The 24374-nt window shown below is 66.1% G+C and carries 22 protein-coding genes and 1 pseudogene; 17 read left to right on the top strand and 6 right to left on the bottom strand.

From position 1 onward, the window contains the following. The first annotated feature begins 48 nt into the window (after positions 1-48). From IEY28_RS13335 to IEY28_RS13310, 6 genes are all read left to right on the top strand, one after another. Positions 49-747 (top strand): YqjF family protein, encoded by a 699-nt coding sequence (locus IEY28_RS13335; RefSeq protein WP_188998508.1) that lies wholly within the window; start codon positions 49-51, stop codon positions 745-747. Between the two features lie 371 nt (positions 748-1118). Next, complete coding sequence (gene gcvT, locus IEY28_RS13330; protein ID WP_188998505.1) at positions 1119-2210, top strand: glycine cleavage system aminomethyltransferase GcvT; 1092 nt, start codon at positions 1119-1121, stop codon at positions 2208-2210. Then, a complete protein-coding gene (gene gcvH / locus IEY28_RS13325) occupies positions 2207-2590 on the top strand; it encodes a glycine cleavage system protein GcvH (protein WP_188998502.1) in 384 nt (127 codons plus the stop codon). Before gcvT ends, gcvH begins: the two co-directional genes overlap by 4 nt. A gap of 118 nt (positions 2591-2708) precedes the next feature. Next, positions 2709-4052, top strand: coding sequence for an aminomethyl-transferring glycine dehydrogenase subunit GcvPA (gene gcvPA / locus IEY28_RS13320; RefSeq protein WP_188998499.1), 1344 nt, complete (start codon positions 2709-2711; stop codon positions 4050-4052). Beyond that, on the top strand, positions 4049-5473 hold the full coding sequence (gene gcvPB / locus IEY28_RS13315; RefSeq protein ID WP_188998496.1) for an aminomethyl-transferring glycine dehydrogenase subunit GcvPB: 1425 nt from the start codon (positions 4049-4051) through the stop codon (positions 5471-5473). Before gcvPA ends, gcvPB begins: the two co-directional genes overlap by 4 nt. Positions 5474-5527: 54 nt before the next feature. Continuing rightward, positions 5528-8998, top strand: coding sequence for a PAS domain S-box protein (locus IEY28_RS13310; protein ID WP_188998493.1), 3471 nt, complete (start codon positions 5528-5530; stop codon positions 8996-8998). On the opposite strand, the gene IEY28_RS13305 is transcribed toward IEY28_RS13310, so the two are convergent. From IEY28_RS13305 to IEY28_RS13295, 3 genes are all read right to left on the bottom strand, one after another. Then, complete coding sequence (locus IEY28_RS13305) at positions 8995-9363, bottom strand: response regulator (protein WP_188998490.1); 369 nt, start codon at positions 9361-9363, stop codon at positions 8995-8997. The genes IEY28_RS13310 and IEY28_RS13305 overlap by 4 nt on opposite strands. A gap of 38 nt (positions 9364-9401) precedes the next feature. Then, on the bottom strand, positions 9402-9608 hold the full coding sequence (locus IEY28_RS13300) for a DUF7511 domain-containing protein (protein WP_188998487.1): 207 nt from the start codon (positions 9606-9608) through the stop codon (positions 9402-9404). Between the two features lie 73 nt (positions 9609-9681). Then, entirely contained in the window at positions 9682-9852 is a 171-nt protein-coding gene (locus IEY28_RS13295) for a DUF7838 family putative zinc beta-ribbon protein (protein ID WP_166971461.1), read from the bottom strand. A 105-nt stretch (positions 9853-9957) separates the two neighbouring features. On the opposite strand from IEY28_RS13295, the gene msrA reads away from it, so the two are divergent. The 7 genes and pseudogenes from msrA (at position 9958) to IEY28_RS13260 (ending at position 15784) form a co-directional block, all read left to right on the top strand. Then, on the top strand, positions 9958-10626 hold the full coding sequence (gene msrA / locus IEY28_RS13290; protein ID WP_188998482.1) for a peptide-methionine (S)-S-oxide reductase MsrA: 669 nt from the start codon (positions 9958-9960) through the stop codon (positions 10624-10626). Between the two features lie 173 nt (positions 10627-10799). Next, the gene (locus IEY28_RS13285) at positions 10800-11681 is read left to right on the top strand and encodes a hypothetical protein (protein WP_188998476.1); all 882 of its coding nucleotides are present in this window, start codon (positions 10800-10802) and stop codon (positions 11679-11681) included. A 111-nt stretch (positions 11682-11792) separates the two neighbouring features. Continuing rightward, a complete protein-coding gene (locus IEY28_RS13280; RefSeq protein ID WP_188998471.1) occupies positions 11793-12329 on the top strand; it encodes a cob(I)yrinic acid a,c-diamide adenosyltransferase in 537 nt (178 codons plus the stop codon). Positions 12330-12376: 47 nt separating this feature from the next. After that, positions 12377-13231 (top strand): M14 family metallopeptidase, encoded by an 855-nt coding sequence (locus IEY28_RS13275; RefSeq protein WP_188998468.1) that lies wholly within the window; start codon positions 12377-12379, stop codon positions 13229-13231. 96 nt (positions 13232-13327) lie between these two features. Continuing rightward, positions 13328-13501: pseudogene (locus tag IEY28_RS13270) on the top strand (HVO_2922 family protein); the annotation flags it as partial. Positions 13502-13552: 51 nt separating this feature from the next. Further along, positions 13553-14527 carry a phosphomevalonate decarboxylase MvaD gene (gene mvaD / locus IEY28_RS13265; protein WP_188998462.1) on the top strand — a complete coding sequence of 325 codons (975 nt, stop codon included), beginning with the start codon at positions 13553-13555 and terminating at the stop codon, positions 14525-14527. A 60-nt stretch (positions 14528-14587) separates the two neighbouring features. Further along, entirely contained in the window at positions 14588-15784 is a 1197-nt protein-coding gene (locus IEY28_RS13260) for an NAD(P)/FAD-dependent oxidoreductase (protein ID WP_188998459.1), read from the top strand. Between the two features lie 6 nt (positions 15785-15790). On the opposite strand, the gene IEY28_RS13255 is transcribed toward IEY28_RS13260, so the two are convergent. Both IEY28_RS13255 and IEY28_RS13250 read right to left on the bottom strand, forming a co-directional pair. Further along, positions 15791-16759 (bottom strand): chemotaxis protein CheW, encoded by a 969-nt coding sequence (locus IEY28_RS13255; RefSeq protein WP_188998456.1) that lies wholly within the window; start codon positions 16757-16759, stop codon positions 15791-15793. Then, positions 16756-17649 carry a ParA family protein gene (locus tag IEY28_RS13250; protein ID WP_188998454.1) on the bottom strand — a complete coding sequence of 298 codons (894 nt, stop codon included), beginning with the start codon at positions 17647-17649 and terminating at the stop codon, positions 16756-16758. The genes IEY28_RS13255 and IEY28_RS13250 overlap by 4 nt, the downstream gene beginning before the upstream one ends. Positions 17650-17821: 172 nt before the next feature. On the opposite strand from IEY28_RS13250, the gene IEY28_RS13245 reads away from it, so the two are divergent. Further along, on the top strand, positions 17822-18319 hold the full coding sequence (locus tag IEY28_RS13245; RefSeq protein ID WP_188998447.1) for a FlaD/FlaE family flagellar protein: 498 nt from the start codon (positions 17822-17824) through the stop codon (positions 18317-18319). Positions 18320-18391: 72 nt separating this feature from the next. Continuing rightward, a complete protein-coding gene (locus IEY28_RS13240; protein WP_166971443.1) occupies positions 18392-19456 on the top strand; it encodes an actin-like salactin in 1065 nt (354 codons plus the stop codon). Here the strand turns inward: IEY28_RS13240 and IEY28_RS13235 are convergent, their stop codons facing one another. Next, positions 19457-19633, bottom strand: a complete 177-nt coding sequence (locus IEY28_RS13235) for a hypothetical protein (protein ID WP_188998444.1) — start codon at positions 19631-19633, stop codon at positions 19457-19459. A gap of 205 nt (positions 19634-19838) precedes the next feature. Between IEY28_RS13235 and IEY28_RS13230 the strand changes: the two genes are divergently transcribed. Together IEY28_RS13230 and IEY28_RS13225 are read left to right on the top strand one after the other, a co-directional pair. After that, complete coding sequence (locus IEY28_RS13230) at positions 19839-21725, top strand: hypothetical protein (RefSeq protein WP_188998441.1); 1887 nt, start codon at positions 19839-19841, stop codon at positions 21723-21725. 483 nt (positions 21726-22208) lie between these two features. Continuing rightward, positions 22209-24374, top strand: coding sequence for a GH32 C-terminal domain-containing protein (locus tag IEY28_RS13225; RefSeq protein ID WP_188998438.1), 2166 nt, complete (start codon positions 22209-22211; stop codon positions 24372-24374).

Below are 24374 nucleotides of genomic sequence, written 5' to 3'. Positions count from 1 at the left end.
TTGGCCCGCTGCCCAAAGGGATTTTCCTCCGGACCGCAGAGTGGCTCTATGGTCCTCCCGCTGGAGATGGGATGGCGGCACCTTCTGTTCGAGAACTGGCCGGTCGACCCGGCGGTGATGGACGCACACCTCCCCGACCGGTTGGTGCCCGACGTGTTCGACGGGTCGGCGTGGCTCTCGATCGTGCCGTTCACCAACGTCGCCGTCCGGCCGAAGGGCCTTCCCGAAGCGTTCGGTATCCGGTTACCCGAACTCAACGTGCGGACGTACGTCACACGCGAAGACGTCCCGAGCGTCTACTTCTTCAGCCTCGACGCGCAGGGTATCTCGAGCGTCGTCGGCGCGCGCCTGTTTCATCACCTCCCGTACTACTACGCGCGCATCTCGCTGTGCTGGGACGACGGCCGAGTGCGGTTCAGCGGCCGCCGTCGACATCCGGGCTCCCGCCCCGCGCAGTACGCGGGGGCCTACTGGCCGACCGGCGTGCCGTTCTCGGCATCCGACGACCCGTTCGGCGAATTCCTCGTCGAGCGCTATCGGTTCTACACCGAAGCACAGGACGGGTCGCTCAGATACACCGACGTCGAACACGACCCGTGGACGCTGTACCCCGCCGCCGCCGACGTCGAGACGAACACCTACCTCTCGGCACACGGGTTCGCACGACCCGACGGCGACCCAGTCTACTACTACAGCCCCGGCCTCGACGTGGTCGCATCACGGAGCAAGCACGTTCGCGACGACTAGGTCTCGTCGGTAGGGTATCGAAGGTAGCGACGCGAGGCGGAACAGTGAGGCCGATGAACCCCACGTCGACGAGCCAATCACCGGTCTGCGACCCCGCGTGTCGCTTCATCGCCGCCCCGAGGAACGTCATCCCGCGCCCACACGAGAAGCGGTCCGCAGCCCCGCAGACGCCGTCTACCGCTACGACTCTCCGTCTGGTGTCGTCACCGCCGTATACCGAACCGCCGTTCTATCGCTCCGCTCCGCAGGCCGCCCGTGACGCCACGAACGTGATTTGATATCGCGATATGTGATTTATGAGTTCTGTCGAAACCGTCCCAGACCGCGACCAGAGGCCAAGTAGTAAGGTGACCGGGGGCGATTTCTCGGCTATGTCACTGCGGACACCCCCGCTCTCGGGGGTCCACGAGGAGGCCGGTGCCAGCATGACGGACTTCGGCGGGTGGGAGATGCCCGTCGAGTTCGAGTCGATTCGCGAGGAACACGCCACCGTTCGGTCCGCCGTCGGGAAGTTCGACGTCTCGCACATGGGCGAGGTAACCGTCGACGGGCCCGAGGCAGAACGCCTCACCCAGCGGTTGACGACCAACGACGTGGCGGCGCTGGACCCCGGAGAGGCACAGTACGCCGCGATAACGGACGGCGACGGCGTCATGCTCGACGACACCGTCGTCTACCGATTACCGGCGGAAGCAGACGACGAGTTCCTGTTCGTTCCCAACGCGGGCCACGACGAGGAGATGGCCGAGCGGTGGACGAGCCACCGAGAGCAGTGGGGCCTGGACGCGACAGTCACGAACCGGACCACGGAGTACGCCATGATCGCACTTCAAGGGCCGGACGCGCCGGATCTGCTGGCCGAGCGAACCGATATTCGCCTCGCCGAGATGGACCGGTTCGGCGTCGAACGCGGACCGGTCGCTGGCGTCGACTCGCTGGTCGCGCGAACGGGCTATACGGGCGAGCGCGGGTTCGAGATACTGTGTCCGTGGGACGCGGCCGAGACGGTGTGGACAGCACTGGAGTGTCCGCCCTGTGGCCTCGGTGCGCGGGACACCCTTCGTCTGGAGATGGGGTTTCTCCTCTCGGGACAGGACTTCGACCCCGAGGACGAACCGCGGACGCCATACGAGGCCGGCATCGGCTGGACGGTCAAACTCGACACCGAGTTCGTCGGCCGCGACGCGCTCGAACAGCAGGACGCCGAGGGCATCACGGAGAAACTGGTCGGCATCGAACTGGTCGACCGAGGGATTCCGCGCCACGGCTACGAGGTGCAGACTCCGGACGGCGAGTCGATAGGCCACGTGACGAGTGGGACGATGAGTCCGACGCTCGGCGAGGCTATCGCGCTGGCGTATCTCCCCGTCGAGTACCGCGACCCCGGCACGTCGCTGCGCGTCGTCGTTCGCGGCGAACCGAAGAAGGCACGTACCCGGGCCCCCCCATTCATCGACAGATGAGCTTCGACGTTCCCGACGACCTGCGATATCTGGAGTCCCACGAGTGGGTGCGCGTAGACGACGCGACCGCTCGTGTCGGCATCACCGACTTCGCTCAGGACGAACTGGGCGACGTGGTCTTCGTCGAACTGCCCGACGACGGCGAGGAACTGACCGCCGGCGAGGAGTTCGGCGTCGTCGAGTCGATAAAGGCCGTCTCTGACGTGTACGCCCCGGTTTCGGGGACGGTGACCGCCGTCAACGACGCCCTGTTCGACGAACCGGAACTGGTCAACGAGGACCCCTTCGGCGAGGGCTGGATGCTCGAAGTCGAACTGGCCGACGCGGGCGAACTCGACGACCTGCTCTCGCCCGAGGAGTACGGCGACCAGATCGCGTAGTCACGCGTTCGACCGCGTGGGACTCTCTCGCGCGGACCGGGGGAAGGAGTAGGCTAATGTACAGTCGGTTGCTAGCATCAGCCATCATGTCCACCCGTGCGGATGGGCGTTCCTACCAATGAGCGAGAGTGACGTATCCACGACTGGCAGTCCGTACGCACCGCACACGCCGGCCGAGACGGCGGCGATGCTGGAGGCGCTGGGAGTCGACGACGTCGAGGCACTGTTCGACGTGCCCGACGCCGTCGCCTTCGACGGCGACTTTGGCATCGACGCCCGGGGCGAGCGTGAGACACGCCGGGAGGCGGCCCGTCTCCTCCGGCGCAACGACGACCTGACGGAATTTCTCGGTCGGGGCCACTACGACCACTACGTGCCGAGCGTCGTCGACGACCTCTCGAAACGGTCCGAGTTCCTGACCTCCTACACGCAGTATCAACCCGAAATCGCACAGGGGTTCCTGCAGGCGCTGTTCGAGTACCAGTCGATGCTGGTCGAGTTGACCGGACTGGGGGTCGCCAACTGCTCGATGTACGACGCCGCGACGGCGCTGGGCGAGGCGGCGACGCTCTCCCAGCGGGTCCGCTCGGTGTCGGGCGACCGGATTCTGGTCCCCGAACACCTGCGTGACGGCAAGCACGCGGTGCTGGAGAACTACGCGGATGGCCCCGACCTCTCTGTCGAGTCGTATCCGATGGACGACGGGCAAGCCGACGTCGCCGCCCTCGCCGAGATGGCCGACGAGGACGTGGCGATGGTGTACGCCGAGACGCCGAGCGTGCGGGGCGTCGTCGCGGAGAATCTCGCGAGCGTGGGCGACGTGACCGACGACCACGACGCCCTGTTCTGTCTCGGATCGGACCCGGTCGCACTGGCCCTGCTGGAGCGCCCGGCCGACGTGGGCGCCGACGTGGTGGTCGGCGACGCCGCCTCGCTGGGCATCGGCACCGCATACGGCTTCGGTCTCGGGATGTTCGTCACCCGCGAGGAGTACCTCCGGCAGGTCCCCGGTCGTCTCGTCGGCGCCAGCGAGGACGCCAACGACCGCCGGGCCTACACGCTGACGCTCCAGACGCGCGAACAACACATCCGCAAGGAGCGTGCCACCTCGAACATCTGTACGAATCAGGCGTGGGTCGCGCTCCGCACCGCGATGCACGCCGCGTGGCTGGGTCCGCAAGGACTGGTCGACCTCGCCGAAGAGTGCGTGACGCGCGCCGAGGGTCTCGCCACCCGACTCGACGAAGTCGTGGGCTTGCAGGCGCCGGTCCACGACGGCCACCACTTCCGAGAGTTCGTCGTCCGCACCGACCAACCGGCGCGGGCGGTCGTCGAGGACCTCGCCGCGCGCGGCTACGCCGTCCACGCCGTCGACGAACACCTGTTACAGGTGTGTACCACCGAGGTGACCGCCGACGAAGAGGCGGCGTTCGTCGAGGCGATGGCGGAGGTGGCCCGATGAAGTACGATCAGGCCCGGTGGACGGACGACGACGACGAGCGCTACGAACCGCTCCTCTCGGAGAAGGCAAACCGCGAGGTCGCCGTCGAAGATTCGCCCCTCCCGGACGACCTGACGCGGGACTCGCTGGAACTGCCCGACCCGGCCGAACCGGAACTCGCCCGACACTACACGCGCCTCTCGCAGATGAACTACGGCGTCGAGAGCGGGCCGTTCCCGCTGGGGTCCTGTACGATGAAGTACAACCCGTCGTTCACCGAGGACATCTCGCGCCGTGCCGACGCCGCCGTCCATCCGGACCGACCGGACAGTACTGTACAGGGGACGCTCGCGCTCTGTCACCGCCTCCAGGACTATCTCGGTCGCATCGGCGGGATGGACGCGGTGACGCTCCAGCCACCGGCCGGGGCGGCGGGTGAGTTCACCGGCATCCAGATAGCGAAGGCCTACCACCAGCACAACGACGACGAGCGCTCCGAGGTCGTCATCCCCGACTCGGCCCACGGCACGAACTTCGCCACGGCGGCGATGGCAGGGTACGACGTGGTCGAACTCCCGAGCGGCGAGGACGGCCGGGTCGACATCGAGGCGCTCGAAGCGGCCGTCAGCGAGGAGACGGCGGCGCTGATGCTCACCAACCCCAACACGCTGGGCCTGTTCGAGCGCGACATCGAGGCGATCGCCGACGTCGTCCACGACGCCGGCGGTCTGCTGTACTACGACGGCGCGAACCTCAACGCCCTGCTGGGGAGGGCGCGCCCGGGCGACATGGGCTTTGACGTGATGCACTACAACGTCCACAAGACGTTCGCGACGCCCCACGGCGGCGGTGGGCCGGGTGCCGGCCCCGTCGGCGTGACCGAGGATCTAGCCGGGTTCCTGCCGGACCCGCACGTCCGCTCGAAGGACGGCGGGTTCGAGTACTACACGCCCGACCACTCCGTCGGGAAGGTCCACGGCTACTACGGCAACTGGCCGGTCCTCCTGAAGACGTTCGCCTACGTCACCCGTCTGGGCGATGCGGGACTGATCGACGCCAGCGCCAAAGCGGTGCTGAACGCCAACTACCTCGCCGAACAGATTCCCTACGAGGTGCCCTTCGGGCCGTTCCACCACGAGTTCGTCGCCAGCGCTAGCCCGCAGGACGCCGCCGACGCGGCCAAGCGGATGCTCGACCACGGCGTCCACCCGCCGACGACGAAGTGGCCCGAAATCGTCGACGAGGCGCTGATGACCGAACCGACGGAAGGCGAGAGCAAGCGCTCGCTGGACCAACTGGCGGCCGCCTTCGAGGCCGTCCACGGCGAGGACGACGAGACGCTAGCGTCGGCCCCGGAGCGCACGGCGGCGGGGCGCATCGATCAGGTCGAAGCCGCGAGAACCCCACGGCTCTCGTGGCAGGCGCTCGATTCTGAAACCTGATAATCTGGGCCGAGTTTATTAGTTCCCGGCCCCCGGTTACGACGTACCACCAGCATGTCCGAGCAGTCCGTCGTTTTGCACGTCCGTCCCGCCACCGTGGCCGACGGTGTCACCTCGCTCTCAGGGGGCACCGCCGTCGAGGTGACGTCGGTCACGTCTCGCGATGCAGCCCTCGACACTGCGGCCGCCATCGACCCCGACGTCGTCGTCTGCGACCACGTCCCCGGCGCCGGCCTCGACGGCCTCGCCGTTCTCGACGCACTCAGCGACCGGCACCCCGACGTTCCGGTGTTGCTGTGTACCCCCGACCTCGACGGCAGCGTGGCCGCCGAGGCGACGCGCCGCGGCGCCACCGAGTACGTTCCCCGGAGCGAGACGGACCCCGCCGAGCGGGTCCGGGCGGTGCGAACGGAAGGGGATGGCCCCGAGAGGGCGACGGACGACACCGGGCAAAAAGAGCGGGAACGCGAACTCCGGACGAACAACGAGGCCCTGCGGGACCTGACACGGCTGGCGACCCGGGACGACCTCACGAACGCGGAGACCATCGACGCGGTGCTCGAACTCGGCGCGGAGCGGTTGAACCTGTCGCTGGGGTACATGAGCCGCATCGAGGGACAGGACTACGAGGTGGTACAGGTCGTCGGTGACAGCGAGGTCATCCAGCAGGGCGCGACCACGGACCTCGCGAACACGTACTGCAAACGTATCGTCGAAACGGGGGAGACCCTCGACGTCCTCGACGCGCCGGCAGAGGGGTGGGCCGACGAACCCGCCTACCAGACGACCGGGTTCGCCTGTTACTTCGGCGGCGCGATTCACGTCGACGGTGACCTGTACGGGACGCTGTGTTTCGCCGACGCGGAGTCCCGGACCGAACCGTTCAGCGAGGCCCAGCAGACGTTCGTCGAACTGCTCGTCGAGTGGGTCAGCCGGGAACTCGAACGCCGTCAACGAGAGAGCGAACTCGAACGCTACGAGGGCATCATCGAGGCGGTCGACGACGGCGTCTACGCCCTCGACGACGAGGGTCACTTCGAGTTCGTCAACAGCGCGATGACGGCCCTCACGGGGTACGACGAGGACAGCCTGTTGGGTGCGTACACCGGGGCCGTCAAAGACGATGCGAGCGTCACGCGCGCGGAGTCGGTCATCCGGGAGATGCTGTTCGGTGACCGCGACGACGAGGCCACCTTCGACCTCGAAATCCAGCGGGCCGACGGCACGGCGTTCCCCGCCGAGGACCACATGACGCTGCTGTACGGCGACGACGGGGAGTTCGTCGGCAGTGCAGGCGTCGTCCGGGACGTCACCGAGCGAAAAGCGCGCGAACGGGAACTCCGCGAGGCGCGCCGGCGTATCCAACAGATACTCGACCGCATCGGTGCGGCCTTCTTCGCCGTCGACGACACGTGGCAACTCACCTACTGGAACCACCGTGCCGAGGAGGTGCTAGAGCGGGACGCCGAGGACGTACTCGGCGAGAACCTCTGGGAGATGTTCCCCGAGGCCGTCGGGAAGACGTTCCACGAGGCCTACCGCGAGGCGATGGCGACGCAAGAACCGGTCTCGTTCGAGGAGTACTACCCGCCCGTAGAGAAGTGGTTCCGGGTCAACGCCTACCCCTCCGAGAACGGCCTCTCGGTGTACTTCCACGACGTCACCGACCAGAAGGAACGCGACGAGAAACTCTCTGGACTCCTCGAAACCACGCGGTCGCTGATGCAAGCCCACACCGCCTCCGAGGTGGCCGAGACGGTCGTGGCGGCCGCGGAGGCTCAACTCGAGTTCGACCTCAACCTCGTCAGACTCCACGACCCGGAGACGGACGTTCTGCGGCCGGTGGCCGGGTCCAGTTCACTGCCTGACCGGCCGCTGTACGACGCCGACGAGGCGTTCCCCGGCGAGGCGTTCCAGCGCGGCGAGACCATCCGTGTCGACGACTTCGACGACGTCGAGCGGTACGACAACCGCGACGCCAACGCCGCGATGTACGTCCCCCTCGGCGACCACGGCGTGCTGAGCGTCGCCGCCGTGGAGACGCCCGAGTTCGACGACGCCGACGTCTCCGTGGCCGAGATTCTCGCCTCGAACGCCGCTGCCGCGCTGGACCGCGTCGAGCGCGAGGAGGACCTCCTGCGCTACGAGACGGCCGTCGAGAACGTCCGTGACATGGTGTACGTCCTAGACGAGGACGGCACCTTCCAGCTCGTCACCGAACCGCTCGCCGAATGGCTCGGCTTCGAGCGCGAGGAGATGCTCGGCGAACACCCGCGGTCGGTGCTCGACGACCGCTCTGTCGCTGCCTTCGAGCAGCGCATCCGTGACCTCCGAGCGCAGACCGACGACGCGTCGATGCAACTGGAGACGTCGCTGGTCACCGCTGCGGGCGTCGAACGTCCCGCCGAAATCGAGGTGTCGCTCATCGACGACGACGTGTTCCGCGGGACCGTCGGCGTGGTCCGGGACCTGACCGAACTCAAACAGGCCCGCGAAGAGCTCCGCGACGAGCGCGACCGCTTCTCGTATCTCTTCAACAACCTCCCGGACGCGGTCGTCGAGACGGAGTTCGTCGACGACCAGCAGGCGGTGCGCTCGGTCAACCCCGCGTTCACCGAGGTGTTCGGGTACGACCACGCGACGGTCCTCGACCGGGAACTGACGGACCTCATCGCCCCGCCGGACGAGGCGGCCCGGGCAGAGGCCGACCGTCTCGCCGCTGTCAACGCGACCGGGGAGTCCGTACAGGCCGAGATTCGACGCCGGACCGACCAGGGGTTCCGTGACTTCCTCTATCGGGGCGTTCCCTACCGGCGCGACGACGGACGGATGTGGGGCTTTAACATCTACACGGACATCACCGACCAGAAAGAACGCGAGCGTCGACTGGAGGTGCTCAACCGCGTGTTGCGCCACAACCTCCGGAACGACCTCACCGTGGTGATGGGGCTTGCCGACGAACTGGCCGAGCGACTGGACGATACCGACCGACTCTCGCTGGTCGAGCGACTCCAGCAGAAGGCCGCCGACGTGGCCTCGGTCAGTGACCGGGCCCGCGACATCGAGCGTGCCGTCCGCCGGGACGACGCCGGGACGAAACCGGTCGACGTCCCCGACGCCGTGGCCTCGCTGGTCGACACCTACGACGAGGCCGACGGCGCTATCGAGACTGCCATCCCGCCGGTCGACGCGGCGGCCGCCGACGGGCGGTTCACGCGCGTCGTCACCGAGTTACTGGAAAACAGCCTCGACTACGCCGGCCCGGACCCGTCCATCACCGTCGACGTCAGCGTGGCCGACGAACGCGTCTCGGTGACGGTAGCCGACGACGGGACGGGAATCCCCGAGTACGAACTGGACGTCCTGACTGGTGACGAACCCATCACGCAGTTGAGTCACGGCAGCGGCCTCGGCCTGTGGCTCGTCATCTGGGTGACGGAGTCCTACGGCGGGACGGTGACGTTCGAAGAATCGGACGCAGGCGGTGCGTCGGTCACGCTCACTCTCCCACGGACGGACGTCTAGACCGCGTCCCGGATGCGGTCGGCGAGGACGCTGTACTGTTCGGTCCCGGTCCCTTTCTGGACGAACGCGGTCACGCCGGCGTCCGCAGCCGCCGGCTGGACGTCCTCGGGTTCCCGGGCACTGAACAGGAAAAACGGGAGCGACTCGTCGTGTTCTCGAATCGCCGTACAGAGCTCTACCCCGTCGAGTTTCGGCATCTTGAGGTCGCTGACGACGGCGTCGTAGTCGCCAGTCAACGCCATCTCCAGCGCCGCTTCCGGGTCAGACTCGCTCGTCACAGAGAGATCGTCTTCTTGGCCGAGGAACGTCGCTACGATTTCGAGTACGTCATGGTCTTCGTCAACCAGTAGGACCTCCACACTCATCATATAATGCTTTCGGCCCGAGGTGGTAAAACTCCCGGTCACCGCATCTCGTCCAGCGCGACGAACGCCGACCGGTCGGCAGTGAGCCACGTCGACATCCGCGGCACGCCGGACAAACCGGGCGGATAAATCGTACACCGGTCGGGGCCGTCGGAGTACTGCACGACCGTCAAGGACAGTTCGACGTCGGGGTCGCCGGGACCGCTCCGAGTCTCGGCGGTCTCCCAGTCCGGGTCGAGGCTCATTGCGTCTACGTGACGTTCCACTGACCACCGATAAAACGGCTGCTAAGAACACTCTATACGGCTATTGAGGCGTCTATGCCGTCTGTCCGGTGTCGACTTCGCCGTCGATACGGACGAACCCGTACTCACACTCGGGGCAGTGCCACTTGACTTTCGTCCCGAGGTGCATCGTGGTGCTTGCGACCTTCCAGAAGTTCCGGTACTCTTCGCACTCCGGGCAGTAGTGCTCCAATTCGAGGCTCATACACCCCGATTCTTCACGGGCCCAATTGAAGGTCCCGGTTTCCGCCGGTTCGCGGTCGTCTCGCCGGTCCCGAACACGCAAACCGCTCGCGCCCCTGTCGTCCGTATGGGACTATCGGACCGAGAGTCGACGCGACCGACGGCACTGGGCGTAGACGCCGAGGCGCTCCCGCCCGAGGAGACGGCGACGGCGACGTTCGGAATGGGCTGTTTCTGGGGACCCGACGCCCGCTTTGGCGCGATGCCGGGCGTGGTCCGTACGCGTGTCGGCTACGCGGGCGGGAGCGACCCGGACCCGAGTTACTACGCGCTCGGCGACCACACCGAAGTGATACAGGTCGAGTACGACCCCGCGGAGCGCGCTTACGAGGACCTACTGGGCGTGTTCTGGGCGAACCACAGTCCGTTCTCCGCGCCGCACAAGCGCCAGTACCGCGGCGTCGTCCTCGCACACGACGACGCCCAACGGGAGGCGGCAGCGGCCTCGAAGACGGCCCTCGAGGAGCGAACCGGCAAGACGGTTCAGACGCCCGTCGAGACGCTAGCGCGGTTTCACCGGGCGGAAGAGTACCACCAGAAGTACGAACTCCGGTCGACGCCGGTCGTCGCCGACGAACTCGAAGACGTCTACGGGCCGGCGTTCGTCGAGTCGACGGTCGCCGCCCGCCTCAACGGCTTCGTCGCCGGCCACGGCGACGCGGACCAGCGACGGGAACTGCTCGCCGAGTTGGACCTCTCGCCGGCGGCCCTCTCGGAGGTCCGGCGACGGATTTGATAGTTGGGAAATTCTAAGGGTAGTTTTGCTATAGAGTATGATGATCTAGTTCGTTCACATATAATCAACATAAATACTGTCGAGAATGGCGATGTTCTCAATAAGAATATTATATTAATACTAATATGTAACTAACAGAAAATATATGCGTGCTTGGCGTAATATCCATTTTTATGATGGAACACTCGATTCGAGGAATACGAAAGGAAGCGCATCGGTATCCGATCTGGGTTGCGACCATCCTGTCAACTCTCTATTATTTTGGTGTGCGTGATGGGGTTAGATTTGGGATTTCACGACATATCGCTGATATTGTCGGCCCAGACATGGTGGTGTTGGAGGCCATCAATGCCATTTCACCGACGGTTTTCGTTGGAGGGATGTTGCTTGGATGGTGGCGAGTAACGGCAATTCTCGAATCCGATGCGGAGGGCAGACGGACAGACGCCTTTGAGATGTGTGCAGGAATCACTGGCCTATTGAGTGTCTTCGTCATCGGAATCGTAGTGGTAACAGTCTGCGTCAATATTCCTCGCTATGGAGTACCATCACTGGTATTGCTACTACCGCTTTTCGCGGTGACAGTTGCGTACACTGCTGTAAGCACAGTTATTGGAGCCGCTATCGGCACGGTAATGGGCCGGTCGATTACGGGCCGTGTTGGTGCGGGATTTACCTTTATCATCATGTTGTTTCAAGAGATATTTGCAAATTTCGCGTACGTCCTTATTTCAAACACATCGCTGAATCCGTTTAATCAACCCGCCGACCCTGTTCTCTTCTTTTTCCACCGGAGTTCCCCACTCAATCTGTATAACGTACTGACGAACTGGCTATACGGAATCGGAAATTCCAGCAGTGCAGCGTACATTACGACCAAGCAATTGTACCCACGGCCTGGGGTCCACGAGGTTCGGACGAATGCGTACATCGTACAGCATACGTTCGATGGGTCAGCCCCATGGTTTCTCTCCGAGTGGGTCGGATTGTTGCTCATGGGAGGGTGGTTCGTCGCCTCGGTCGGACTTATGTACTGGCGACTGCCTTCGTCGTAAATCACCCTGTGGCTGTGTGCATCGCGTACAGGAACCAGATTGTTCCCCGAGTCGAGAGCGCCCCAAACGGTTCGCCCACGGCTATAAGAGCGTGGCAGACCCACCTCCTGTATGACCATCTACACCGGCCGCGGCGACCAGGGGCAGACGGACCTCCGGACGATGGAACGAGTCTCGAAGGACTCCCGCCGCATCGAGGCCTACGGCACCGTCGACGAGGTGAACGCCCTCGTCGGCGTCGTCCGACCGACGGGCTACGACGACTTAGACGACCACCTCCGGGCGGTGCAGAACCACCTCCACATCGTGCAGGCCGACTTCGCGAATCCCCAACCCGACGAGGACGACCCGCAGATAACCGAGGGACACGTCGAGGAGATAGAGGCCATTATCGACGAGGCCAACGAGGAACTGGACCCGTTGGAGTCGTTCATCCTCCCGTCGGGGTCCGAACCCGGCGCGAAACTCCACCACGCGCGAGCGGTCTGTCGCCGGGCGGAGCGACGGTCCGTCTCGCTGGCCGCCGAGGAGGCCGGCGTCAACGAGACGGCGATCGTCTATCTGAACCGCCTCTCGGACGCCCTGTTCACCCTCGCGCGACTGGTCAACAAGCGCGAGGGCGTCCGCGAGGAGAGCCCCGAGTACTGAGCGAGTGCCCCACGTTTTTCGACGTCCAGCCCGGTAGGTCAGCGTAGATGTCCCAGATAGAGTCCCCCGAAGTGACGGTGCGTGGCCCGGACGGCGACCCGGCGGTGACGGTCATCGCAGGGGTTCACGGCGACGAACCCAGCGGCGTGCGAGCTATCCAGCGGGTCCTCGACGCCGACCACGAGTTTGAGCGCCCGGTGCAGTTCGTCTACGCGAACCCCGCCGCGCTGGCGGCCGACCGTCGGTACGTCGACGTCGACATGAACCGGGCCTTCCCCGGCGACGCGGAGAGCGACGAACTGGAGGAGCGCCTCGCGGCCGAACTGCTCGACGTCGTCGGCGAGACGCCGACGCTCTCGTTGCACGCGACGCACTCCCAGCCGGAACCGATGGCGCTGGTCTCCCGGGAGTATCCGACGGCGCTCGAAACGTCCGCGGCCCTCCCCACGCCGTCAGTCGTCGACACGAGTCAGACCGTCGATGGGACGCTGAACCGATGCGCGCCGGTCGTCACTGTCGAGTCCGGCCGACAGCGGACCGAGGACGCGACGGACACGGCCACGATGGTCATCGAGACGTTCCTTCGGCTCCACGACGCGCTCCCCGGCACCGTCGCAACCGGCGACCCGAGGTTCTACGAACTCGACGACGTCGTCGAGAAACCCGAGGACGCCCCGCCGGGGACCGCCTCCAGCGAACTGTACGACCTCGAGGCCGAGAACTTCGAACTGGTCTCCGAGGGGGCGGTCTGGGCGACGATAGAGGGTGAGGAGGTGACTGCCGACGAACCGTTCGTCCCTATCCTGATGTCCGAGTGTGGCTATCAGGACATCTTCGGCTACAAGGGCGTCCCCGTCGGCGAATCGCTCGCTGACGCACGCGAGTACTGGGGGATGGGCTGACGCCTCTCGGCGTCGACGGTGCCCGCAGTGCCCCGTCGTCTCGGTTGGCCCACACTTTCTTGCCCGTCGGTTACGTGTTCGGTGGTAGTCATGGCAGCGACCTTCGAACTGTACACCGACAAGTCCGACCAGTGGCGGTGGCGGCTTCGCCACTCGAACGGGAACATCATCGCAGACAGCGGCGAGGGATACGCCAGCAAGGCGAAAGCGAAGCAGGGCATCGAGAGCGTGAAGTCGAACGCGCCGGACGCCGACGTCGAAGAGCAGTGACGACCGGCGCGGGTTCGCAATAGCAAAGTGACCGGCCCGGAAGGGTGAGGTATGAAAGCGACCGCGAAGGCCCACCCGATTCAGGGCTTGGTCAAGTATCACGGGATGCGCGACGAGGAGCTTCGGCTCCCCTACCACGACAGCATCTCGGTCTGTACGGCGCCGAGTCACTCGAAGACGACCGCCGAGTTCGACCCGGCCCGCGAGGACGACACCTACGTCATCGACGGCGAGGCAGTCGAGGGTCGCGGGGCCGAGCGCATCGACGCCGTCGTCGACCACGTCCGCGAGTTGGCGGGCATCGACCACGGCGTCCGCTTCGAGTCGACGAACAACTTCCCGACCAACATCGGCTTTGGCTCTTCCTCGTCGGGCTTTGCCGCCGCGGCGATGGCGCTCGTCGAGGCGGCCGGACTGGACATGACTCGCCCGGAGATTTCGACGGTCGCCCGCCGTGGCTCCTCGTCGGCGGCCCGCGCCGTCACCGGCGCGTTCTCGCACCTCCGGACCGGGATGAACGACGAGGACTGCCGGAGCGAGCGCATCGAGACCGACCTCGAAGACGACCTGCGAATCGTCGCCGGGATGGTCCCCTCCTACAAGGAGACGGAGGCCGCCCACGAGGAGGCCGCCGACAGCCACATGTTCGAGGCCCGGATGGCCCACATGCACGGCCAGATCTCCGACATGCGTGATGCCCTGTACGACGCCGACTTCGACCGGGCGTTCGAACTCGCCGAGCACGACTCCCTCTCGCTCGCGGCGACGACGATGACCGGCCCCGCAGGGTGGGTGTACTGGCAACCGCGCACCATCGAGATTTTCAACGCCGTGCGGGACCTCCGCTCCGAACACGACGTGCCGGTGTACTTCTCGGTCGACACCGGTGCCAGCGTCTACATCAACACCACCGAGCAGTACGTCGACCGCGTCGAGGAGACGGTCGCCGACTGCGGCGTCGACACCCGCGTCTGGGAGGTCGGCGGCCCCGCCCGCGTCCTCGACGAGGACGCCGCGCTGTTCTGACCCGACTTCTGACCGACGGGCTGGAACAGGATTATCCCGCTCCGGACACAACCAGCGGCCATGCGCGTCGCCGTTCTCGGTGCCGGATACGCCGGCCTGACACTCGCACGGTCGCTCGAACGGACACTCCCCGAGGCCGTGGACCTCGTCGTCGTCGACGAGCAACGTGACCACCTCGTCCAGCACGAACTCCATCGAGTCGTCCGACGGCCGTCGCTCGCCGACGACATCACCGTCCCCCTGACCGACGTGCTCGACTGTGAGGTTCGGCGGGCCGAAGTCACGGGCCTCGACGCCGACGACGGGCGCGCGACGCTCCGGACGGCCGACGGGGAGGAGACGCTGGAGTACGACGTCGGCGCGGTGTGTCTGGGTGCCGAGACGGCCTACTACGACCTCGACGGGGTTCGGGAATACGCGACGCCGCTGAAACGCCTCGAAGACGCCCGAGAGATCCGCAAGGACTTCCTCGGACTCGGCGACGGTGACAGGGTAGTCGTCGGCGGGGCGGGCCTCTCCGGCGTGCAGGTCGCCGGCGAACTCGCGGCGCTGGCCGACGAGGAAGCCGTCGACGTGGCGGTCGTCCTCGTAGAACAGGCGGCCCACGTCGCGCCGACGTTCCCCGAGTCGTTCCAGCGAGCGGTCCACGACTCGCTACTCGACGCCGGCGTCACCGTCCACACGGGCACCGGTGTCTCGGGGGCCGACGCCGACGCCATCGCGCTCGAATCCGGCGCGGACCTCGCCTACGACCAGTTCGTCTGGACGGGCGGGATTCAGGGGCCGGAGGCGCTGCACGACGAGCGACCGGTCGTGCGGGCGGACCTCCGTCTGGGCGAGTCGACGTTCGCCGTCGGGGACGCCGCCCGTGTCGTCGACAGCGACGGTGAAGCGGTGCCAGCGAGCGCCTCGGCCGCAATCCGTGAGGCCCGCGTCGCGGCGGACAACGTCGCGGCACTCGTCGACCACCGTCGCGACGGCGACGACGGGTTCGAACCGCGCCTGACGCAGTACAACTTCGACGTGCCCGGGTGGCTCGTCTCCGTGGGGAACGACGCCGTCGCGAAAGTCGGTCCGACGGTGTTGACCGGCCGGGCGGCGCTCGCGCTGAAGACGACGGTCGGTGCGGGCTATCTCGGTAGCGTGGGTGCCATCCAGAACGCGACGGACCTCGTCCGGGAGGAACTGAACGTGGCCGTCGACGAGGCCGACGTCGACGCGGACGTGCCGGACGTCGTGGACGTCTCGGAGAAGTAGGCCGCTTCAGTCCTCGCCGGTCGCCGATTCGAGGGCGTCGTCCGGTTCGACCCAGATGACGAACTGGTCGTGGTCTTCCCGGTCGACGACGCCGCGGACGTACTCGGCGTCGACCGGCGGGTCGTTGACCTCGGATTCGGCGACAGGGACGACCTGCCGAACGTTGTCGACGACCCATCCGACCGCGCCCTGTTCTTCGAACATATCGGGGTCGAAGACGACGATGAGGTCCTGACTGCCGTCCGCGTCGATGTCCATCATCTCTTTCGGTTCGAGGATGGTCGTAATCTGCCCGCGCAGGTCGACGACGCCCTCGACGTAGTCGGGGGTGTTCGGGACTCTGGTCACCGCGTCCCGTTTGACGATCTCCTCGACGTACTCGATGTCGAGACAGTAGTACTCCTCGCCGAGTGCGAACTCGAGGACCCGGACGAGTTCCTCCGTCTGTGTCGATTCCTCTTCCAGTGCGGCGGCGCGGGCCCCGCCCTCGGTTCGGCCGACGTCGCCGGTCGCCATCGCCTCCTCTAGAAGTTGCTGGTCCGGGAGTTCGACGCCGGTCGGCCCCTGCATCGGCGACGCCGTCGCGGAGACGTCGCCGGTCTGTGTCGCGGGCGTGGCGTCGGCGTCGCCACCCGTAATCTCTTCGGCGGCGGCCGCCGCTCGCTGGGCGACTTCGGCCGGGTCGACCTCGGCGTCCGACTCGTCGGTCACCGCCGCCTCGGTGCCGGTTCCGTCGACCGATTCGTCGGCAGGTTCGGCCGCCGTGTCCTCGGCCGTCTCCGTCGTCGGTTCCTCGGACGCCGACTCGCCGTCCGACTCGGCCTCGGCCGCTCCGTCGCTCGCGGCGTCGGTCGCCCCGTCGTTCGCGGCCTCGGCCTGTTCGTCCGTCGGCGCTGCCGATTCGTCGTCGTCCCTGTTCCCCGCGCGCATCTTGCTGATGCGCTCTGCTCGGTCCATGCGGTCGTCGTCACTCATGCTGTTACCTCTGTGTAGCCGAACTGCTCGTCGAACGTCGCGGCGACGTCGCTGAAGACCTCGGCCATGTCACAGCGCTCGTCGGTCGCGAAGATGGATTTGCCCTCGGTGTAGGCCCGCTGGAGCGCGACGCGCTTGCGGACCTCCCACACGGGACTGTCCGGGAACGCGGCGTCGAACCACTCCAGCATCATCTCGTCCTCGGACGTCGTCTCGATACGGTTCGCGACGACACCCAGCGTCCCGACGGTGGTCCCGGTCTGGCGCTCCATGGCGGCCATCTGGTCCATCAGGAGTTCGATGGCTCGCTCGGAGGTGGCTTCGGCCAGCGCCGGGATGAGGATGTGTCCCGCGGCGAACACCCCGGTGTCGGTCAGTTTGCCGTAGAACGGCGGCGAGTCGATGATGACGTAGTCGTACCCCGACACCGTCGAGAGCGCACGGTCCAGCGTGTCCAGCGCGTGGTCGCCGGTCACCGTCTCCGGCGTGACGTTGAGGGCGAACCCGGCCAGCGCCGCCGGGTCGACGCCGTGATCCTGCGTTCGGATCCGGGCGATGAGGTCGGCGATGGTCAGTTCGTGTTCCGCCTGGAGCATGTCGATGCTGGAAGGAATCACGTCCATCTCCTCGTGTTCGACTACGAGGTCGCCCAGCAGCGAGGGGTCCCGCGTCAGCGCGTCGAACAGTGTCGGTGGCTGGGCGTCGTAGGCGTCGGTCAGCCCCAGTCCTTCCGTAGCGTTGCCTTGCGGATCGAGGTCTACGAAGAGGACGTCCCGACCTCGGTCGTTCAACGCACCGGCTACGTTGATGGCTACCGTCGTCTTACCGGTCCCGCCCTTCGCGTTGGTCACGCAGATACGGGCAGGGTCGGTCGTTGCGTGCCGGCTCATCGTCGAAGTGGCTCCACCTCGGTCGTGGGTCCCTATAAAAATACGCCCCCGATTATCAACCGCGTAATTCGGGTATCAGCGACGGAATCGACTGGCAAGGGGCGTGAGCGAGTGTCTGACGGCCGTCAGACGGGTGCAAGATTTAACTTGACGTAGGTGAAACAGTTGTGCCATGACTATCAACCCGCGCGACTACGATCTAGACGAGTTGCGCAAGATGGCCCGCAAGCGCGGCGATCGTAACGGCGGGCTGGGTGAGGACGAGGAGGTGCCCGACCCATCAAATCTCGAAATGGGACTCGAAGACGCCGACGAAGAGGTACTGGCCGGCAGTTCCTTCCGGTCGGGGCTGTACCGCGAACTGCTCCCGTTCCTCGCGGGTGACAGTCAGGAGAAACCGTATCTCGCCTCGCTCCCGGAGACGTACGCCGCCGAGTTCGTCGTTTTCGAGTGGCTCGAGTTCCTGTTGATGCACTCGGGGTATCAGGGCGCAGACGAGGCACTGGCCTACTACGAGTCCATCGATTGGATAACCGAGACGGTCGAGTCGGACCTCTCCGATTACCTGCTGGGCATCGATGAGTCCGCCACCAACGACGGCAACGACCTCAGCGTCGACGACCACATGCTGAGTCTGGTGTACATCGCGAAACTCACCGCGATGACGTAGGGCCGGGTCGCTATCAGCGCTGATTCTTGACGTGAGGTTATATACCGAGGCGGCGACAACACGCCATCGTACATGAGTGACGACGACGCGGAGGCAGGCGGTGGGAGCGGCCGTTCGGTGCCGATCGGTGTGAAACTGGGTAGCACGCGGACGGTCATCGCCCTCCCCGACGAACACGGGACCGAGAACCGCATCATCAAGACCCTGACCTGCATGGCCACCTACGAAGACGCGCTGACCGGCGAGGAGAAGATCCTCTACGGCGAGGAGGCGGCCCGCGAGTACCCCGACCGAGTGCAGTACATGCTCCGGTCGGGCCTCCCGGAGGACGAAGACCGCGCGGCGATGACCAAGACGTTCTTCGAGGCGCTCATCGAGGAGAACGACATCCCGGCCGACAGCGGCGTCGTCTACGCCATCCCGACCATCGACAACCCCGCTGGATTGGACAACCTCAAAGACGTCATCGAGGGGTCCTCTATCGGTCTGAGTATGGTCGAGAGCTATCCCGAGTCGCTGTGTGGCTCGATTCCCGCCTTCGGCGACGACCTAGAGGCCATCGACGAGATATTCATCTCGGTCAACATGGGGTCGACCAACCTCGAAGCCTCCGCGTACCGCCGGGGCGAGCAACTCGCTCCCTTCACGACGGGCGCGGTCACCGGCAACGAAGTCGACCGGATGATAGCGAACTACGTCGAAGAAGAGACGCAGGGCCGGGTCAACATCGACACCCAGACCGCCCGCGAGTACAAGGAGGCCCACGCCGACTTCGTGGAGTTCGAGCCGTTTACGGACATCATCCAGCAACCCGGTGGCGGCACCCACGAGTTCACCATCGAGCGCTCGGTGATGGACGCCGTCGACGAGTATCTGGACGACGCCGTCGACGAACTCGCCAACACGTTCCTGCCGGAGTTGGCCAACGACTACATGAAGGTGTACCAGTTGGCACTGGACCGCCCCGTCGTCCTCACGGGCGGGATGGCCTGCATCCCCGGCATCGTCGAGGAGTTCGAGCGGCGACTCAGCGAGGAACTGAACCGAGAAATCGAGGCGACGGCCGCGGACGAACCGGACGTCGCACCGACCGTCGGCGCACAACGTATCGCCGCACGACTCGTCGAGAACAGCTAATCAGCCGCTCCAGCAGTCGAGCCACTGCTCGATGACCGGTCGCATCGCTCGGTCGCGCCGTGGGCGCTTCCCCGAGAGGATATCGAACACGTCGGTGTCGATTCGGACGTCGAGTCGCCCCTCGACACGGTTCTGTCCCCCGCTGTGGTCCGTGGTATTCAGCCGTACCCGTGGCATGGAACTGGCTATGAAACCCTGAGTTGTAAACCTCAGTCAGACGCCCGTCTGCCGTCTCGGCGACGAGCGGACGACACGAAATTGTGAGACGGGCTCGGTTCTCGCGACCGAACTGTCAGACCACCGACGGAGCCGAAAAATTCCACCTAGTATTATCGGATTAGATGAGTGAGTATCATAGTCACCGACGCTGTAGGCCGTATCGATGGGTCAGGTTATCAAGGTAGATAATCGAGGGGGTACGCTGCCAGACGTACTCACTCGGACCGGACAGGGTGGGTTCCTGTCCACGGGCTATCTCCGCGACCAACCGGCAGCAGCGGTACTCGACGACGACGAGACACCACAGTTCGTCCTCACGAACCGCAAGAACGGCGTCACTATCGAGTCGCCGGATTCGACCGACCACGTCACGCCCGGAAGCGGGTATCGGACGGTCGCCGTGCTGACCGACCGCCGCGTCGTCGTCTTGGTGGGCGACGCGGACGGCGACACGCAGTTCGTGGTGCCGCTGGTCGAAATCGAACAGGTCGAACACACCACGAGTATCCGGCGTGGTCGACTCACCTTCCGCCGCGAGGGCGGGTCGACGTGGCACGTCCACACCGGGACCGACGGACTGGCCGAGGTTGCCGACTACCTCGCCGCCGCGTCACAGGCGTGGATACGCGTCGAGAACGAATGCAACAGGGTCACACAGACGCTCGTCACCGCCACGGACTACAGAGACGACGGCGAGTACGACGAGGCGCTTTCGACCGCTGAGAGTGCCGAGGACCACCTCGAAACTGCGCGGGCGACGGCGCTCCGATTCTCGACGGCCCGGCCCGGCGATGCCCTCCGGAAGCGACTGGACCCCGTCGAATCGCGCTGTGTGAACACTGTCGCAGAGATTCGGGTCGGCCGCGCCAGACAGGCCACGGACGAGGGCGAATCCCTCTGGCGCGAAGACGACTACGAGGCCGCCTACGAGGCCTACGAGCGGGCCCGTGAGGAGTACGAAGCGGCGCTGGCACTCGATCAGACCCGTCTCGACGACGTCGACGGGATACGCGAGGAACGGGAGCGCCTCGACCGCATCGTCGGCCACCTCGAACAGTCCCCGCTCCGCCACGCCGTCAGGGCCGACAACGCGGCCGTCGACGCGGACGACCCGGCGGTCGCGGCCGACCGCTGGACAGAGGCGATGGCTCACTACCGGCGCGTGCTGGAACTGGACTGGGGTAGCGGTGACCGGCGCTTCGCGGGTGACCCCGAGAAGGTGCGCGAGCGACTCGGGACCGTCGCGGAGCAACTGACCGGGGCCCAGCGAGCGATCGCCGTCGACGCGATGCGGGCCGGCGACTGGTACAGCGACGCCGAGCAGTACGATGCGGCCCTCACGGAGTTCGAGGCCGCTGCAGAGGCTTTCGAGACGGCGCTGGCGACCGCCCGAGACTGCTACCCGGACGCGGTCGACCACCTCGAAACCGAACGGGACGCGGTCACACAGCGTATCGAGCGAACCGAGGCGATACTGGCCGGCGACGAGGTCACGGACCACATCGAGGGCGGCGTGGAACCGGCCGATTCGGTGACAGCGACCATCGGTGATCCGGTTCCCGACGACGACGGTCCCACGGCCATCGAGGCGGCTATCGAGGCCGCGGAGTCGGAGTTCGGGCCGTCGCTCACCGGACAGGGTGCGCCCGAGTCGACGACGGAGCGCCTTCGATCGCTCGACCGGCAGGAACTGACGGCGGTGGTCGCCGACGCACTCGACGAGACGGTGTGGTCGACCCAGCGCGGGGCCGGCGAGTCGCCGTTTGACCTTCTGGTCCGGCGGGACGACGGCGACGTGATGGGTGTCGTCGTCGAGGACCCCGAGGCGGACTCGGTCGGCGCGGCCACACTCGACCGCTGTGCCGACCTCGCGTCCTCGGACGACGCCGACGCGGTGTTGCTCGCGGCGGCGGTCCCCTTAGAACAGGAACGCTCCTCGCTCGCGGGCGACCGGGAGGTTCGAGTCCTCGATGGCGACTCGCTCTCGGCCATCGTCGACGCGCAGGACGTCGCCTTACCCGAGTCGACGCGGCGCATCCTCGAAGAGTGACTGGCGGGTACTCCCCGAATCCGCGCGAGCGGGTGGCCAGACCAGAGACCAGACAGACGAGTCGACCGCCCGCTGTCCCGTCGAAGTCCCGGGATTCGGACTGCGCAGGACCGCGAGCCGGCGTATAGGCCCGACCCAGCCCGGTTTGCCGATATGGGGGCGTTAAATTAAACGGAATTTGCATGGGGGAAGCAACGCTTAATACTGCCCAAAGACCATCATCAACTATAATGTACTGTTCGAACTGCGGTACACGGATGACGTACAACGACGAGACGACGAAACTGACAGAGTTCGTCTGCCCGAACTGTCACGACACGCTCATCGACTGGAAGGCCGAGGCTCGGAACGCGCGTATCGACTGACGCGACGGCACCGTCTTCGCCGGTAGGACGGTGCTTCCGCCGACCCACTCACGATCGGTCAGTAACAGACACGAACGATTGCCGAATGTTTTTATATTTGAGAGGGTGAGTACCTCCAATGGTAGAGTCGCGACGCGTCGGCTGCCTGTTCGTCGACTCCTGTTCCGACGAACAAACGGCAGCGTACGAATGGTGCGAGGAGGCGTTCGACGACGTCGAGCGGTGTTCTCTCGCAACTGTCGACCCGACCGACTACGACGTGCTCTGGTGGCACCGTGACGACCCCTTCGACGGGGCGGCCGTTGCGGGCCCCCAAGGGGAGGCACTCGCCGCCTACGTCCGGTCCGGTGGGTCGCTCCTGCTGACTCTCGGCGCGATGGCCGCCGTCGAACCGCTCGGCTTCGACGCGGTCGGTCCCGACGCGGTGGGCTGGGAGGAGATTCCGGAACCCACGGGTCCGCTCTGGAAGACCCTCTATGCCGACCACCCGGTCGCAGAGGGGTTCGACACGCTCAGAGTCCACACCCGCGGCCCCGGGATAACGGTGCCCTACGCGCGCTATGAACACGTCGCGCCGATGGAGGGTGACGTTCTCGCCAGCACGGTGCGGGGCGACACCGACGTGGTGAAAGGAATGGCCACTGTCGTCTGGGAACCCGGCGACGGCCACGTCCTCGGCATCGGTTCGGCCGTCTCCTTTCGCCAACCGACCCACGACATCTGTCACCGTAACCGCGAGACGCTGGTGTCGAACGCGCTGGGGTACCTCGCCGACGGCGACGGTGTTCGGTTCACCGGTCGTCCGAAAGACGTCGAGACGCTTACCGCGATGCGCGAGGGGCTGGCCGACGACCCGCTCCGGCCGACGTTCCACGTCACCCCGCCGGCCAACTGGCTCAACGACCCGAACGGACTCATCCACTGGAACGGGCGCTATCACCTGTTCTATCAGTACAACCCGACCGGGCCGTTCCACAACACGATTCACTGGGGCCACGCGGTCAGCGACGACCTGATACACTGGGAGGACCGGCCGGTGGCGCTCTCGCCGTCGCCGGACGGTCCGGACCGCGACGGCTGTTGGTCCGGGTGTGCGGTGGACGACGACGGCACCGCGACCATCCTCTACACCGGCGGCCGGGACAAGAAACAGTTGCCGTGTATCGCGACGGCGGCCGACGAGACGCTCTCGTCGTGGGTCAAGGACCCCGCGAACCCCGTCATCGAGGAGACGCCCGCCGAACCCGAGGTCCTGCGGACCGAGGACTGGGAAGGCGAGTTCCGCGACCACTGCGTCTGGCGCGAGGACGGCGTCTGGCACCAGCTCATCGGCGCCGGCATGGAGGGCGGCGGCGGCGCGGCCCTGCTGTACGTCTCCGAGAACCTCCGGGACTGGGAGTACCGCGGTCCCATCCTCAGCGGCGACCGCGACACCGCCGGCACCGTCTGGGAGTGTCCCGAACTGCTGGACTTCGGGGACCGACACCTCCTGCACGTCTCGAACTACGAGGACGTGGTGTACTTCCTCGGTACCTACGACGACGGCGAGTTCACCGCCGAGCGCCGGGACAAACTCGATCACGGCGACTTCTATGCGCCCCAGTCGATGTGGACGGACGACGGCCGCATCCTCACGTGGGGCTGGATTCCCGAGGCGCGTGACGTAAGCGCCCAGTGGGACGCGGGCTGGTCCGGGACGATGTCGCTCCCGCGCGAACTGACGCTGGCCGACGACGGCGGCCTCTGTCAGCGGCCCGCGCCGGAGCTGACGGCCCTCCGCGGGGCGAACACCCACCACGACGAACTCCGCCTGTCGAGCGGCGACCGACAGCGCGTAGACGTCGAGAGCCGGGCGTTCGAACTGCGCGCGACTGTCCGACTGGAGGACGCCGAGGCCGTCGAGCTCTCCGTGCTGGAGACACCGAACCGGGCCGAGCGAACGCCGATTCGCTACACGCGCGACAGCGAGATGTACGTCGACCGCTCGGAGTCGAGCCACGACCCGGAGGCGACCACCGCCACCCAGCGGATGCGGGTCACGCCGTACGATTCGCCGCTCTCGCTGCGCGTGTTCGTAGACGGCAGCGTCGTCGAGGTGTTCGCCAACGAGCGCCACTGCCTGACCAGTCGCGTCTACCCGACCAGCGAGGACGCCACGGGCATCTCGCTTGCGGCCGACGGCGGGCGTGCGACCGTGGCGTCGCTCGACGTCTGGGAGATGCAGAGCGCGTGGGACGCAGAACGCGAGCCGAGTGTCCGCGAAAAACCGTCGACCCGTCCCTGA

The organism is Haloarcula pellucida, assembly GCF_014647235.1.
Taxonomy (GTDB): domain Archaea; phylum Halobacteriota; class Halobacteria; order Halobacteriales; family Haloarculaceae; genus Haloarcula; species Haloarcula pellucida.
This window is presented reverse-complemented; position numbering and strand designations above follow the sequence as displayed.